The following is a 14730-nucleotide window of genomic DNA, read 5'->3' as shown; positions in this document are numbered from 1 at the left end:
GATAGATGAATCTACTTCTACATCAAAAAACCAATACAAACAATATTTTTGGTAGAAAAAAAGAGCGATTTTGAATAAATAATTGAATAGATAATTTGGTGGTTACGCGTCCAGATGATAGCGCTCGGCAGTCTCGACCTCGGCTTTGGAACCGAGGAACACCGGCACGCGCTGATGCAGCGCTTCGGGCTGCAGGTCCATGATGCGGCCGCGGCCGGTGCTGGCCGCGCCGCCGGCCTGCTCGACGATGAAGGCCATCGGGTTGGCCTCGTACATCAGTCGCAGCTTGCCGCCCTTGGCGGCGATCTTGCTGTCCAGCGGGTAGCTGAAGATGCCGCCGCGGGTGAGGATGCGGTGCACGTCGGCCACCATCGAGGCCACCCAGCGCATGTTGAAGTCGCGCTCGCGCGGACCTTCCTTGCCGGCCAGCAGATCGTCGACGTAGCGCTGCATCGGCGGCTCCCAGTAGCGCTGGTTGGACATGTTCACGGCGAATTCGGAAGTCTCCTCGGGAATCGTCGCGTCGCGGCGGGTGAGGATGAAGCTGCCGACCTCGCGGTCCAGAGTGAACACGTGGGTACCGTGGCCGAGCGTCAGCACGAGCAGCGTGCTGGGGCCGTAGACCACGTAGCCGGCGGCGACCTGCTGCGTACCCGGCTGCAGGAACTCGTTCACCGACACGTCCTGGCGGTGGCCCTGCGGCCGGCGCAGCACCGAGAAGATGGTGCCGACGGCGATGTTGACGTCGATGTTGGAACTGCCGTCCAGCGGATCGAACAGCAGCAGGTAGCCGCCCTTGGGATAGGCGTCGGGAATCGGCTGCGGATCGGCCATCTCCTCCGAGGCGCAGGCGGCCAGATGCCCACCCCAGGCGTTGGCGTCGAGCAGGATCTCGTTGGACAGCACGTCCAGCTTCTTCTGCGCCTCGCCCTGCACGTTGTCCGAACCGGCCTCGCCCAGCACGCCGCCCAGCGCGCCCTTGCCGGTCGCCACGCCGATGCGCTTGCAGGCGCGCGCCACCACTTCCAGCAGCTGGGTCAGGTCGGTGCTGCCGTAGCCGGCGCGGCGCTCCTCGGTCAGGAACTGTGTCAGGGTGATGGACTTCATGGCGGGATTCCGTCGCGGATAAAGACGCTATTGTCGCGGACGCGGGCCGGACCCGAAAGTCGCCGCCCCCGTTCAGGCTGCTGACACCACGCTGGCAGCAGGGGCGGCGCATGATGCCCGTATCGACCTGCCGAACGAGGAGCGATCCCGTGAGTCCAACCCCGTACGTCACTTTCTTCCATGCCCCGCACAGCCGTTCCGGCGGCACCCGCGCCCTGTTCGAGGAGCTGGGCGTGGACTACGACATGCACGTGCTCAACTTCAAGACCGGCACCCAGCGCGATCCGGAGTACTTGGCGATCAATCCGATGGGCAAGGTGCCGGCGATCCGCCACGGCGAGGCGCTGATTACCGAGCAGCCGGCGGTGATGATGTACCTGGCCGATCTGTACCCGGAGAAAGGATTGGCGCCGTCGCTGACCGATCCGCTGCGCGGCCCGTATCTGCGCTGGATGGTGTTCTACGGTTCCTGTTTCGAGCCGGCGGTGGTGGACCGCTCGATGAAGCGCGAACCGGCGGCGAAGTCGACCTCGCCCTACGGCGGCTTCGAGGACGTGATGGCGCTGGTGCGTGCGCAAGTCGACCAGGGCGAGTGGTGGCTGGGCGACCGCTTTACCGCGGCCGATGTGCTGTGGGGCACGGCCTTGAACTGGACCGTGGGTTTCGGCCTGGTGCCGGAGACGCCGGCAATGCGCGCCTACATCGACCGCGTCATGGCGCGTCCGGCGATGGCGCGCGCGGCACAGAAGGATAAAGCGCTGGCGGCCAGCCAGGAGGGTTGATCCGTCGCGGTCGGTGGCGACATGCGCGATGATGCGCGCATGCGCCGCGCCGACCGCCTGTTCCAGATCATCCATGCCCTGCGCGGTCGCCGCACCGCGCTGCCGGCGCGAAGACTGGCGGACATGCTGGAAGTCTCGCTGCGCACGGTCTACCGCGACGTGGCCGATCTGCAGCGTTCCGGCGTGCCGATCGAGGGCGAGGCCGGCGTCGGCTACGTGCTGCGCAAGGGCGCCGACGTGCCGCCGCTGATGTTCCGTCCCGAGGAACTGGAGGCGCTGGTGGTCGGCGCGCGTTTCGCTCGCGCCTTCGCCGGCGTGCGGCTGGCCGCCGGCGCGGCCACGGCGATGCGCAAGATCGAGGCGGTGCTGCCCGAGGCGCTGCGCGCCCGCGCCGAGCACACGCGTATCTTCGCGCCGGTGTTCGAGGATCGCCATCAGCGCGACTTCGCCCAGGTCATCGACCGTCTGCATGCCGCCATCGACGCCCGCCAGGCGCTGCGGCTTTGCTACTGCAATCTGGCCGAACAACCCAGCACGCGCGTGGTCGAGCCGCTGTGCCTGGCGTTCTGGGGCGGCAAGTGGACGCTGGGCGCGTGGTGCCGCATGCGCGGCGACTTCCGCAATTTCCGGCTCGACCGCATCAGCGTCATCGACGATGCCGGCGAAAACTTCGAGGACGATCCCGCGCGCGGCCTGCGGGCCTATCTGACCGCCGTGAGCCGCCGCCCGCACGCGCCGGGCTGAGCCGTCGAACCTTCGGCACGTGCCCGCCGCGGCGCGGTCTGCGATCATCGCCGGATGGGTGTTCACGCAGGCGGAAACATGATGAAGCAGTGGCTGGGCTGGATGATGGCGGGCGCGCTCCTGGCGGCGCCGCTGGCGCACGCGCAGGTGACCTCGCCGGACGCGCGCTTCAAGGCCATCTACCAGCAGGAATGGTCCTGGCGCAGCGGTGCGTCGCGCGGCCCGGCGGACATGGACCTGCCGGACAACAGCCGTCTGGACACGGTCGACGCCGCCGACCAGGCCAAGCGGCTGGCGTACTGGCAGAAGGTGCTGACCGAGCTGGATGCCATCGACGTCGATGCGCTCTCGCCCGCCGAGCAGATCAACTACGCGGTCTACCGCCGGCAGATCGCCAACTTCGTCGCCGACGGCCGCTTCAAGACCTGGCAGATGCCGTTCAACAGCGACTCCGCGTTCTGGTCCGATCTCGGTTACGAGCTCAACACCGGCAACCTGCGCACGCTGGCGGACTATCGCGCCTACCTGGCCAAGCTGCGTCAGGTGCCGCGCTACTTCGCGCAGCAGGAAGCGAACATGCGGCTGGGCCTGGCGCGCGGCTTCAGCGTGCCGCGCGCGGTGCTGGACGGTCGCGATGCGTCGATCAAGGCCGTCGCCGAACTCGACGATCCGACCCGGAGCAGCTTCTACAAGCCGTTCGAGCATCTGCCCGCGAACCTGCCGGAGGACGAGGCGCAGGACTTGAAGAACCGCGCGCTGTCGGCCATCCGCGACGACGTGATTCCGGCCTACGCGCACCTGCTGACGTTCTTCGACGATGTCTACGTGCCGCAGGCGCGCACCACGCTGGCCGCCGAGGCGATGCCGGACGGCAAGGCGTTCTACCGTCAGCAGATTCGCGAATTCACCACGCTGGACCTCACGCCCGACGCCATCCACGCGATCGGTCTGAAGCAGGTCGCCACGATCCACGCGCAGATGCTGGAGACCATGCGCAAGACTGGTTTCAAGGGCGACTTCGCGGCGTTCCTGACCTATTTGCGCACCGATCCGCAGTTCTACGCGAAGACGCCGCAGGAGCTGCTCGACAAGAGCGCCTGGGTGGCCAAGGAAGTGGACGGGAAGATGTCGCGCTTCTTCGGCCACTTGCCGCGCGAGCGCTTCACCATCGAACCGGTGCCGGCCGACATCGCGTCGTATTACACCTCCGGCCGCGGCGGTCCGCACGTGTATCTGGTCAACACCTACGATCTGAAATCGCGTCCGCTGTACAACATGCCGGCGCTGACCCTGCACGAGTCCTATCCGGGTCACGCCCTGCAGCTGGAGTTGGCCGACGAGGCCCGCAATCAGCCGGCGTTCCGGCGCGACGGCTACATTTCCGCCTACGGCGAGGGCTGGGGCCTGTACTCGGAATACCTGGGCAACGAGATGGGCATCTACAAGACGCCCTACCAGCGTTTCGGCTTCCTCACCTACCAGATGTGGCGCGCCTGCCGGCTGGTGGTCGACACCGGCATCCATCATCTGGGCTGGAGCCGGCAGCAGGCCATCGACTACATGCTCAAGAACACGGCGCTGAGCCAGCGCGAGATCGACAACGAAGTGGACCGCTACATCAGCTGGCCCGGCCAGGCGCTCAGCTACGAGCTGGGCTATCTGGAAATTCGCCGGCTGCGCGCCAAGGCGGAGCAGGCGCTGGGTCCGAAGTTCGACATCCGTGCCTTCCACGACACCGTGTTGTCGACCGGCTCGGTGCCGCTGCCGGTGCTGGCGCGGCGCATCGATCGCTTCATCGCCGAAGGCGGCCCGGAGCCGGACTACGGCTGCGCGTGCGATCGCGACCGGAGCAAGAAGACGTCGCCATGATCGCCAGCTTCCGCTTCGTGCTCGTGCTGGCACTGATCGCCGCCGCGGTCGCGCTGTGTCTGCCCTTCGCCGAAGCCGTGCCGTTCCGCGTGCCGGTGGATCGTCCCACCCTGCTGACGGGGCTGGTGCTGCTCGGCGGTCTGGGTAGCGTCGTCTCCGGCGTGCTGGTCGCCGTGTCGACCTTCGGATTGCTGCGCTTCCGCGGCTGGGCGCGTGCGTTGGCATGGTGGGCGACGGCGCTGGTCGCCGTATCCGCGTCGGCGATGGCCGCGGTCACGCCGATCTACGGCGCGCTCTCGTCGAGCGCGCGGGTGCTGTTTCTGGTCGCGGTCGCCGCATGGTTCGCGGCGCTGGCGTTGATGTATACACGACCGGTTCGCGCACGCTTTCTGGTCCGGCGCTGAGGCGCTTCGCGGCACTGGATGCGGCGGTTCGGCGACGCCTGCGGCAGGGCGTCGCAGCCGGGCCGGACTTGATCCTGGTCAACAACCGCCGCGCCCTGCGAACCCACACTCCTCGCGGACTTTCCCCCGCTGCTATCGAGGAGTACGAACATGAAAAAGCTGATCGGCACCGCGCTCTGCGCGGCCCTGGCCCTGGCCGGCATCGGCCGGGCGCACGCGGCCGACGGCGACTGGGTCGTGAAGGTGGGCGCGCACGTGGTGGCGCCGAAATCCAATAACGGCACGCTGGCTGGCGGTGCGTTCAAGGCCGACGTCGGCAACGACACGCGTCCGACCATCACGGCGGAATATTTCTTCAATCCGCATCTGGGTCTGGAAGTACTGGCGTCGACGCCGTTCGAGCACACCGTGCGTCTGAATGGCGTGAAGGCTGCGACCTTCAAGCACCTGCCGCCGACGGTCAGCCTGCAGTACCACTTCCAGCCGGAGGCGACGGTGTCGCCGTTCGTCGGCATCGGTCTGAACTACACGTACGTGTTCGGCGAGCACACCACCGGACCGCTGGCCGGCACGCGACTGAGCGTGGACGATTCGTTCGGCGTGGCCGCGCATGCGGGCCTGGATTTCCGCCTGAATCCGAAGTGGCTGTTCACCGTCGATGCGCGCTGGATCAACATCGATGCGAAGGCCAAGGTCAACGGCGCCTCGGTCGGCACCGTGCACGTGGATCCGCTGGTGTACGGCGTGGCCGTGGGCTACCGCTTCTGAGCGAGTGGGGACGGACTCGCGGCCGGCATGGAGTGGGCCGGTCGCGGGTCTTTTTCATCAAGGCCGCTCGGAGTCAGTGCGGCGCGGGTGCGTGTTCGCCGTCGCTGAAGGCCGCGAGCCGCCGCACTTGTTCGCCGATGACCTGATCGACCGCCGGCGCGAGCGCATCGAGCCCGCTGAGCGAAGCGCCGTTGACGCGGTAATCGACTTCCACGCGCGTGCCGTGGTCGTGTGCTTTCAACGTGAATTGCAGTACGCCGGTGACGGCCATCGGCTGCAGCGGTCCGAGCGCGCCGTCCAACACCAGCGAGTGGTCGGGCAGCGCCGCGATCACGCGGGCGTGCTCGACCGAACCGCCCTTCCAGCGTTCGCAGAAACAGCCGCCGGCCCGCGCTTGCAGCGACAAGTGCGCAGCGTCGCCGGAATAGGTGTGCGCCGGATTCCACCAGCGTCCGATGCGCAGCAGATCGGCGTAGACCTGCTGGGGCGTGCCGCGCAGGTCGGCCTGGGCGCGCACGTGGAATCCGTCGGCGGCGCGCTGCACGACTTCGCCGCGGGCCGGCGTCATGCAGACGAGCGACGCGAAACAGGCAAGTGCGTAGACGATCTTCATCGCCGACTCCGGATAGCTGCGGGACTTCGAGTGTACGCATCGAACGCGTGCAGGGAACGTCGATGCGCGCACAGGGGACATGTTTCCATAAATGAAGTAAACTAAACGAAAGGTTTATTGGGAGAATTTCATGCCCGCGCTTGCGACTTCCCGTATGTCCACGCACGCTCACGATGGCGCGCTCGATGGTCCCGCCCTGCGCGCCTTCTTCCGTCTCGCCGAAGCCTGGAACCTGCGTGTGGCCGAACAGCGCACGCTGCTGGGCGATCCGCCGCAATCGACGTTCTACAAATGGAAGCGCGAAGGCGAAGGTTCGCTGGGCCGCGACACGCTGGAACGCATCAGCTACCTGCTCGGCATCTGGAAGGACCTGCAGATTCTGCTGCCCAACACCGAACGCGCCGATGCGTGGGTGCGGCGACCCAATACGGCGGCGCCCTTCGGCGGGCGTAGCGCGCTGGATCGCATGCTGTCGGGCAACGTTGCCGATCTCTACGTGGTGCGCGAGTACCTTGACGCCCAGCGCGGCTGAAGCGGACGCCGTTCTCGGACATTGAGATGAGGCGCACGCACACTTCGGACATGGACGAACCTCCCAAGAAACGCGTGCGCTGGACGCGCGCCTACCGCATCGTTTCCAGCCGTTTCCCGCCAGTCGGCGTGTTCGATCGCATCGCCGAGCCGGGCGACCTGGAAGCCTTGTATGCCATCGAGGGCATGACCAATCCGCGCCTGCGACAGGAGCTGGGTCAGCTGTCGCTGGTGCCCGAAGCGCGACGTATCAGCGGACCGGGCAGCACGCCGGTGATGGCCGCGTTCACGCATCGCAATCCCGAGGGCAGCCGGTTTTCCGACGGCAGTTACGGCGTGTTCTACGCCGCGCACAGCGTCGCCACCGCAATCGAGGAAACGGTGTTCCATCGCGAGCAGTTCCTGGCCGCGACGCGCGAACCGCCCATCCACCTGCAGATGCGCTGCTACCGCACCACGATTTCGGCCACGCTGCACGACTTGCGCGGCGGTTGGCCGAAAGCGCACGATCTGGACAGCTACGTCGACAGCCAGGCGCTGGCCCGACGCCTGCGCGACGCCGGCAGCCACGGCATCGTCTACGACAGCGTGCGCGATGCCGGCGGGCAGTGCGTGGCCGCGTTCTACCCGGACGTGGTCGCACCGTGCGTGCAGGCCGGGCACTACATCTACCGCTGGGACGGCACGCGCATCAGCGCGGTGCTGGAGGTCGCCTCGATCACGCGGCGCACCGATCCACCGTCGGCGAAGACCTGATCCGCGCGAAGACGGATCGGTGCGTCGCGTTGCAATGCGCGGCGGCAGGGTCGAGGATGGTCGGGTTGAGCGCTGCACGGCCGCAGCGCGCAGGACGCAAGCTGCGGGTGCACCGGTGCTCGTGCTGATTTTCCCGGAATCGAGGAGGCAGGCGTGCGCAGGAACATCGTCATGGGGCAACGCGATCTGGCGCGGGAGGCGCGGATCGAGGTGAGCATGGCGCTCATGGCGGTGGCGGTCGGCGTGGTGGCGGGCTTCGGCGCGCTGGCCTTCCGCGCACTGATCGCGCTGTTCCACAACCTGTTCTTCTTCGGCCGCTTCGGCACCGAATTCGATGCGCTGAAGCATGCCGCGGCCAGCCCGTGGGGCGCCTGGATCATCCTGGTGCCGGTGGTCGGCGCGGTGATCGTCACGTTCCTGGTCAAGACCTTCGCGCCCGAAGCCAAGGGACACGGCGTGCCGGAAGTGATCGACGCAGTGCACTTCAAGCGCGGCATCATCCGCGCCCCGGTCGCGCTGGTGAAGGCGCTGGCCTCGTCGATCTCGATCGGCTCCGGCGGCGCGGTCGGCCGCGAGGGGCCGATCATCCAGATCGGCGCGACTTTCGGCTCGATGCTGGCGCAGTGGACGCGCATTCCCGAATGGCAGCGCCTGGCGCTGATCGCCTGCGGCGGCGGCGCGGGCATCGCTGCGACCTTCAACACGCCGATCGGCGGCGTGCTGTTCGCGACCGAAATCCTGCTGGTCGAGATCAGCGCGCGCACGCTGATTCCGGTGATGCTCGCCACCGGCACCGCCAGCCTGATCGGGCGTGCGTTCTTCGGCGACCATCCGTCCTTCGTCCTGCCGCCGCTGGTGCTCGATCACCCGGTGCTCGGCTCGGGCCTGCCGGCGCTGGCGGCCTACGTCGTGCTGGGTCTGCTGACCGGCGTCGCGGCGATGGTCTTCACGCGTTCGATCTACGCCTTCGAGGACCTGTTCCAGCGCATGCCGGGCAACGACTACCTGCGGCACATGCTGGGCATGGCGCTGGTCGGCGTGACGATGTACCTGCTGCTGCGCCACGCCGGTCACTACTACGTCGAGGGCGTGGGCTACGCGACCATCCAGGACATCCTGAACGGCAGCCTGACCGCCGGCGGACTGGTGCTGCTGCTGGCGCTGCTGAAGCTGCTGTCTACTTCGCTGACGCTGGGTTCGGGCGCGTCCGGCGGCGTGTTCTCGCCGGCGTTGTTCATCGGCGCGACGTTGGGCGCAGGCTTCGCCGCGGGGCTGCACGCGCTGTTTCCGGGCATGGATGTGAGTCCGGCCACCATGGCGGTCATCGGCATGGCCTGCATGGTCGGCGCCAGCACCGGCGCGGCGGTCACGGCGGTGGTGATGATCTTCGAGATGACGCGCGACTACCACGCCATCATCCCGCTCATCATCAGCGTCTCGGCGGCCTACTCGGTGCGCCGGATGCTGATGGTGGACACCATCTACACGATGAAACTGAGCCGACGCGGCCAGCGCATTCCGGTCGCGATCCAGAGCCAGCTATACCTGGCGCGGCGCGCGCTGGAATTCATCCGCGCGCCGTATGTCTGCCTGGACGCGGATGCCAGACTGGGCCGGGCGCTGGAACATCGCCGCCGGTTCGACCGCACGCCGCGCGTGGTACTGGTGGAGAACGGCCGACTGGTCGGCGTGGTGCCGGCGCGCACGCTGCGTGCGGCGCGGCGCGGGCTGGAGCGCGATCTGCCGCTGCGCGACCTGGCCGACACGCACGTGGCGGTGGTGCAGAGCGATATCCGCGTGTTCGACCTGATCGCCGCGCTGCGCCAGCAGCACTGCCGTAACGCCATCATGACCCGCGACGGCGCGATGGAAAACGCCGGCAGCGTGGTCGGCGTGGTGACGTGGGAAGACCTGGTCGAGAACACCAACCTGTCGGACTACCTCGATCACGGGAATGAACAACCCTCCAAAAAAGATCGGCACTGACGGGGCATGTCATTCACGGACCCACAAGCGTTACGGGCCGTTGTGGTTCGCTGACGTACGGCGAGCAGATGGGACCTGCCCGGGATGCCCGACAACGCCGAGGCGGCGACCCCCGTGAGCGGATCGAACATGGCCTTCATCGTCATGAGCTGCTCTGACGTCGGGAAACGCCATGGAGCCGGGATGCGCATGAGCGCACCCCAGGCGTACGGGAACGAATAGCCGCTGGCGTCGGAGGTTATTGGCAAGCGAAATCCTGCTTGCAAGGATCTGACGGATCCTGCGCGACGATCGGATGTCTCTTCGCGGCCCGATGCAGCCGCTTCAAAGAATCCGTCGCGTGACCGGCTCGCCGTGATCGCGGTCGTGGCGCTTGACGCCGGCGATCCAGGTGGCGCGCACGACGCGGTCGTCGCCGAGGGTCATCAGCACGGCCAGCGCCTCGTCGAGGCTGTCGACATGCTGCATGCGCGCGGCCATCAGCGGCGTGGCGCGCAGGTCGAGCACGGCGAGATCCGCTTCCATGCCGGGCGCGATGCTGCCGATGCGGTCGTCCAGATGCAGCGCATGCGCGCCGCCGCGGGTGGCCAGATACAGCGCATGCGCGGGCGAGAGCGGCGCGTCGCGCAGCTGCGCGACCTTGCCGGCCTCGTCCATCGTGCGCAGCATCGAGAAGCTGGTGCCGGCGCCTAGGTCAGTACCCAGGCCGACGCGCACGGGACGCTCGGCACGCTTGGCGGCAGTCAGGTCGAACAGTCCGCTGCCGAGGAACAGGTTCGAGGTCGGACAGTGCGCCAGTGCGGTGTCGCTGTCGTGGCAACGCCCGTATTCGCGCTCGCACAAGTGGATGCCGTGCGCATAGATCGCGCGCGGGCCGAGCAGGCCGAAGCGGTCGTACACGTCCAGGTAATCGCGCGCGTCCGGAAACAGCTCGCGCACCCAGGCGATCTCGGCAAGATTCTCGGACAGGTGCGACTGCACGAAGCAGTCCGGGTGTTCGCGCCACAGCGTGCCGGCGGCTTCCAGCTGTTCCGGCGTGCTGCTCGGCGCGAAGCGCGGCGTGATGGCGTAGCCGAGACGGCCCTGCCCGTGCCAACGCGCGATCAGCGCGGCGGAGTCGTCGTAGCCGGACTGCGCCGTATCGCACAGTGCCGGCGGCGCATGGCGATCCATCAGTACCTTGCCGGCGACCAGGCGCATGTCCAGCCCCTGCGCGATCTCGAACAGCGCATCCACCGACTGCGGATGCACGGTGCAGAACACCGCCGCGCTGGTGATGCCGTTGCGCAGGTTCTCGGTCAGGTACAGGCGCGCCATCGCGCGCGTGTGGTCGAGGTCGGCGTAGGCCTGTTCGGCGGGGAAGGTATAGCGTTCGAGCCAGTCCAGCAGCGGCAGGCCGCGTGCGCCGAGAATCGGCAGCTGCGGGTAGTGCACGTGGGTGTCGACGAAGCCGGCGGTGATGAGCGCATGCGGGTAGTGCTCGACCGGTGTGCCGGCCGGCAGCTGCGGCTGCAATTCGGTCGCCGGTCCGACTGCGTCGATACGGCCATCGCGTAGCAGGACCAGCGCGTCTTGCTGATAGTGCAGGCAGGCTTCGAGACCGTCGACGAACGGATCGCCACGGAAGCTGAGCATATCGCCGCGCAGGGCAATGCAGGAGGAATCGGAAGCGGGCTGGGTCATGGATCGGACGACGCGGAAACTCGGCGCAAGCCTAGCAGCCGGGGCGGATGGAGTGCGCGCAAAGCGTGGCTCCATCACGCGGCGTTCGGCGCCTGTGGTGGATCGCGAGCGAATGTCGACAGCTCGCCATGAGGCGGGAGCGGTTATTGACGCGCATGCCTCGAAGCCCACGCGCGGATGCGTGGCGCGCAGGATCCTGTTTGAAAGGAGGCGCAGTGCCGGCAGAGCACCGCGCGCGGCGGACTAGTCGCCGCGCGGCTTGCGCGTGCGCGCGGCGCCGAGTTTGCGGGTCAGCGTGTTGCGGCCCACGCCGAGTGCTTCCGCGGCGTGACCGCGATGACCGTCGTGCGCGGCCAGTGCGGTTTCCAGCAAGGTGCGGTCGAGGGTTTCGCGGGCGCGGGCGTGGATGTCGGCTTCACCGTCGGCCAACGCCCGTTCGGCCCAGGCGCGCAGTCCCTCGCTCCAGACCTCGCCGGGCGGCGGTGCGGGTTCGTCGCGGCCGCGACCGAGGTCGGCGGGGCGGATTTCCGCGCCGGGCGCGATCACCGCCAGGCGGCGGCACAGGTTTTCCAGTTCGCGCACGTTGCCGGGGAAATCCTGCCGCGCCAGCGCGCGCAGGGCCGAGGCGGCGAAGCGCTTCGGCGCGACCTTCAGCTCGCGCGCGGCGGCGGCGAGGAAGTGCCGCGCCAGCAGCGGGATGTCGTCGCGGCGCTGACGCAGTGCGGGCAGGGCGATGCGCACAACATCCAGGCGATGCTTGAGGTCGGCGCGGAAGCGGCCTTCGCCGATCAGCGTGTCCAGGTCCTGATGCGTGGCGGCGACGATGCGCACGTCGCAACGCAGCAGCTCGCGCCCGCCGACGCGGTAGAACTCGCCCTCGGCCAGCACGCGCAGCAGGCGCGTCTGCAGCGAGGCCGGCATGTCGCCGATTTCGTCGAGGAACAGCGTGCCGCCCTCGGCCTGCTCGAAACGGCCAGCGTGGCGTCGGGTTGCGCCGGTGAACGCACCGGCCTCGTGACCGAACAGCTCGCTTTCCAGCAGCTCGGCGGGAATGGCGGCGGTGTTCAGCGCCACGAACGGCCGTTCGCGCCGCGCGCTCTCGGCGTGCAGGGCGCGCGCGGCCAGTTCCTTGCCGGTGCCGGTCTCGCCGGTGATCAGCACGTTCAGATCGCTGGCGGCGACGCGACCGATCAGACGGAACACCTCGCGCATGGCAGCGCTCTCGCCGAGCAGGGCGTCGGTCGGCGTGTCGGCGACGCCGGGGTCCTCGGCGGGCGCTTCGGCCAGCGCGCGCGCGACCGCTTCCACGGCCTGGTCCAGATCGAACGGCTTGGCCAGGTAGTCGAGCGCGCCGGCGCGGTAGGCGGCGGCGGTGGTGGCGATGTCGGTGAACGCGCTCATCACGATGACCGGCGTTTCGCCCTGCGCGCGCAATGCGCGCAAAAGGGTCAGGCCGTCCTCGCCGGGCATGCGCACGTCGGTCAGCAGCAGCGCCGGCGCGCCGGCCGGCAAGGCCGCGCGCACGGCTTCGGCACTGCCGAATTCGCGCACCGCATGACCGGCGTCGCGCAGTGCGGCGGCCAGCACGAAGCGCACATTGCGGTCGTCGTCGGCGATCCAGATTTCGCGGTTCATGGGCAGCGGTGACTCCATCGATATCGGGCTGCGTCAGGCATGCGCCTCGCCCAGCGGCAGGTACAGAGAGAACACGGTGGCGCCGGGCCGGCTGCTGCAGCGCAATTCGCCGCCGTGCTCGTGCGCGGTCTCGCGCGCCAGCGCCAGGCCCAGACCGGTGCCGTCGGCGCGGCCGGACACCAGCGGCTGGAACAGCGTGTCGCGCAGCGCTTCAGGCACGCCGTCGCCGTCGTCGATGACGTCCACGCGCAGCGCCGTGCGNGGTCGGTGTCGCCGGTGCCGGCGGGCAGGCTGGGATCGTAGTCGTGGACGATGCGCGGGGCCTGGGTCTGGCCGTCCAGCACGGCCTCGACGCGGCCGAGCACCGCGTGCATGTCGACCGGGCCGAGCTGCGGCCGGCCGCCGTGACGCAGCAGGCGGTCGGCCAGCGTGGCCAGACGGTCGGCCTCGGCGATGACCATGCCGGCGAGGTCGGCCAGTCCGGCGTCGTCGACGCGTCGCTGCAACAACTGCGCCGCGCCGCGCAGACCGGCCAGCGGGTTCTTTACCTCGTGCGCGAAACCGCGCAGCGTGGCCGACAGCGGCGTGTCGCTGCCGGCGTTGTCGCTGAGCGCGTGGACTTCCAGCAGCAGCGTATCGGGCGCGCGTACCTGCAGATCCAGATCCGCGCGCAGGCTGCCGCCATGCAGCGTGTGCAGGGTGACCGCGCGCATGCGCACCTGGGTCTGCCCGGCCAGCACGCGCGCGACCTGCTCGGCGAAACGGGGTTCGGCGACCAGCGCGGAGAAGTCCTGCCCGCGCAGGCTGCGCACGCCGACTTCCAGCGTTTCAGCCAGGGCATCGTTGAGCCAGAGCACGCGCAGATCGCGGTCCAGCAAAGCGATGCCGGTGGCCAGAACGCCGAGATCGTCGGTTGAAAACGGTGCGGACATTGCACCAATCTAGTGCGATATCGAGCGTCCTGCAATGCGTCGCCGTAGGCTTGGCGCCATGCCGCACGCCGGCTCAGATGGCCATGCCGCCGGAGACTTCGATGCGCTGCGCGTTGACCCAGCGGTGATCCTCCGAAAGCAGCGACGCGATCATCGGACCGATGTCGTCAGGAAGTCCGGGGCGACCCAGCGCGGTGAGCTCGGCGACCTGCCGGTTGACCTCCGGGTTGTCGCGCACCGTGCCGCCGCTGAAGTCGGTTTCCACGGCGCCCGGCGCGACCACGTTGACGGCGATGCGGCGCGGGCCGAGTTCCTTGGCCATGTAGCGAGTCAGCACCTCGATTGCGCCTTTCATCGAGGCGTAGGGCGCGCTGCCGGGAAACACGATGCGCGTGAGGCCGGACGAGAGGTTGACGATGCGCCCGCCGTCGCGGATCAGCGGCAGCAGTTTCTGGGTCAGCAGGAACACGCCTTTGAAGTGGACGTTGTAGAGCGCGTCGAGATCGGCTTCGGTGGTGCGCTCGATGCTCTCGTGGTGCGCGATGCCGGCATTGTTGACGAGATAGTCGAAGCGCTCCGCGCCAAAGTCGGCCAGGCTCCGGCGCACCTGCTCGACGAACGCGTCGAACTGCGCGCTGTCACCGGCATCGAGCGGCAGCGCGATGGCCTTGCGGCCCACGCGGGCCACCTCGGCGGCAACCTGTTCGGCGTCGTCGCGCCGCGAGCGGTAGGTGAAGATCGTGTCGATGCCGCGTCGCGCCAGGTGCTCCACGGTGTTGCGGCCCAGTCCGCGGCTGCCGCCGGTGACCAGGGCGATCCTGCGAATGGTGTCCGTCATGGGGATGCTCCTCGGTTGGGGGTACCGGAAGTGTGCGGTCAGGACGCCGATGCGAACATGCTGAAAGCGTGTCAATTCTTGC

Annotated in this window: 14 protein-coding genes and 1 pseudogene; 8 read left to right on the top strand and 7 right to left on the bottom strand. The window is 68.3% G+C overall.

The genetic code is table 11. The annotated features are described in order from the left end of the window. Positions 1–102: 102 nt before the first annotated feature. Complete coding sequence (locus tag LF63_RS15045) at positions 103–1107, bottom strand: class 1 fructose-bisphosphatase (RefSeq protein ID WP_052394450.1); 1005 nt, start codon at positions 1105–1107, stop codon at positions 103–105. A gap of 149 nt (positions 1108–1256) precedes the next feature. Here LF63_RS15045 and LF63_RS00455 point away from each other — a divergent pair, with 149 nt between their 5' ends. The 5 genes from LF63_RS00455 to LF63_RS00435 all read left to right on the top strand — a co-directional run bounded on the left by LF63_RS00455 (position 1257) and on the right by LF63_RS00435 (position 5674). Next, entirely contained in the window at positions 1257–1889 is a 633-nt protein-coding gene (locus tag LF63_RS00455; protein ID WP_043098878.1) for a glutathione S-transferase family protein, read from the top strand. 39 nt (positions 1890–1928) lie between these two features. Continuing rightward, positions 1929–2633 (top strand): helix-turn-helix transcriptional regulator, encoded by a 705-nt coding sequence (locus LF63_RS00450; RefSeq protein ID WP_043102739.1) that lies wholly within the window; start codon positions 1929–1931, stop codon positions 2631–2633. An 81-nt stretch (positions 2634–2714) separates the two neighbouring features. Further along, a complete protein-coding gene (locus LF63_RS00445) occupies positions 2715–4502 on the top strand; it encodes a DUF885 domain-containing protein (RefSeq protein WP_152569188.1) in 1788 nt (595 codons plus the stop codon). Then, positions 4499–4906, top strand: a complete 408-nt coding sequence (locus LF63_RS00440) for a hypothetical protein (protein WP_043098876.1) — start codon at positions 4499–4501, stop codon at positions 4904–4906. Before LF63_RS00445 ends, LF63_RS00440 begins: the two co-directional genes overlap by 4 nt. Positions 4907–5056: 150 nt before the next feature. Further along, positions 5057–5674: an OmpW/AlkL family protein gene (locus tag LF63_RS00435; RefSeq protein WP_043098875.1), complete on the top strand. Its 618-nt coding sequence runs from the start codon at positions 5057–5059 to the stop codon at positions 5672–5674. Between the two features lie 73 nt (positions 5675–5747). Here the strand turns inward: LF63_RS00435 and LF63_RS00430 are convergent, their stop codons facing one another. After that, on the bottom strand, positions 5748–6287 hold the full coding sequence (locus tag LF63_RS00430) for an SRPBCC family protein (protein ID WP_043098873.1): 540 nt from the start codon (positions 6285–6287) through the stop codon (positions 5748–5750). A 154-nt stretch (positions 6288–6441) separates the two neighbouring features. Here LF63_RS00430 and LF63_RS00425 point away from each other — a divergent pair, with 154 nt between their 5' ends. The 3 genes from LF63_RS00425 to LF63_RS00415 all read left to right on the top strand — a co-directional run bounded on the left by LF63_RS00425 (position 6442) and on the right by LF63_RS00415 (position 9560). Then, the gene (locus tag LF63_RS00425; RefSeq protein WP_043098872.1) at positions 6442–6819 is read left to right on the top strand and encodes an MbcA/ParS/Xre antitoxin family protein; all 378 of its coding nucleotides are present in this window, start codon (positions 6442–6444) and stop codon (positions 6817–6819) included. Between the two features lie 26 nt (positions 6820–6845). Continuing rightward, the gene (locus LF63_RS00420) at positions 6846–7574 is read left to right on the top strand and encodes an RES family NAD+ phosphorylase (RefSeq protein ID WP_235205220.1); all 729 of its coding nucleotides are present in this window, start codon (positions 6846–6848) and stop codon (positions 7572–7574) included. A 153-nt stretch (positions 7575–7727) separates the two neighbouring features. Further along, entirely contained in the window at positions 7728–9560 is a 1833-nt protein-coding gene (locus LF63_RS00415; protein ID WP_200877518.1) for a chloride channel protein, read from the top strand. A gap of 324 nt (positions 9561–9884) precedes the next feature. On the opposite strand, the gene guaD is transcribed toward LF63_RS00415, so the two are convergent. From guaD to LF63_RS00395, 5 genes and pseudogenes are all read right to left on the bottom strand, one after another. Next, positions 9885–11243 (bottom strand): guanine deaminase, encoded by a 1359-nt coding sequence (guaD, locus tag LF63_RS00410; protein WP_043098868.1) that lies wholly within the window; start codon positions 11241–11243, stop codon positions 9885–9887. A 243-nt stretch (positions 11244–11486) separates the two neighbouring features. Continuing rightward, complete coding sequence (gene ntrC, locus LF63_RS00405) at positions 11487–12878, bottom strand: nitrogen regulation protein NR(I) (RefSeq protein ID WP_052394448.1); 1392 nt, start codon at positions 12876–12878, stop codon at positions 11487–11489. Positions 12879–12911: 33 nt separating this feature from the next. Beyond that, positions 12912–13139: pseudogene (locus LF63_RS16170) on the bottom strand (ATP-binding protein); the annotation flags it as partial. 1 nt (position 13140) lies between these two features. Continuing rightward, positions 13141–13810, bottom strand: a 670-nt coding sequence (locus LF63_RS16165) for a histidine kinase dimerization/phospho-acceptor domain-containing protein (RefSeq protein ID WP_338047171.1), incomplete at its 3' end; no start/stop codon positions are given. A 73-nt stretch (positions 13811–13883) separates the two neighbouring features. Beyond that, positions 13884–14648, bottom strand: a complete 765-nt coding sequence (locus LF63_RS00395; protein WP_152569187.1) for an SDR family NAD(P)-dependent oxidoreductase — start codon at positions 14646–14648, stop codon at positions 13884–13886. Positions 14649–14730: the final 82 nt, after the last annotated feature.

The sequence above is a fragment of the Oleiagrimonas soli genome, assembly GCF_000761445.1.
GTDB classification, from domain to species: domain Bacteria; phylum Pseudomonadota; class Gammaproteobacteria; order Xanthomonadales; family Rhodanobacteraceae; genus Oleiagrimonas; species Oleiagrimonas soli.
The sequence above is the reverse complement of the archived record's forward strand: the minus strand, read 5'-3'. Positions and strand labels throughout refer to the sequence as shown.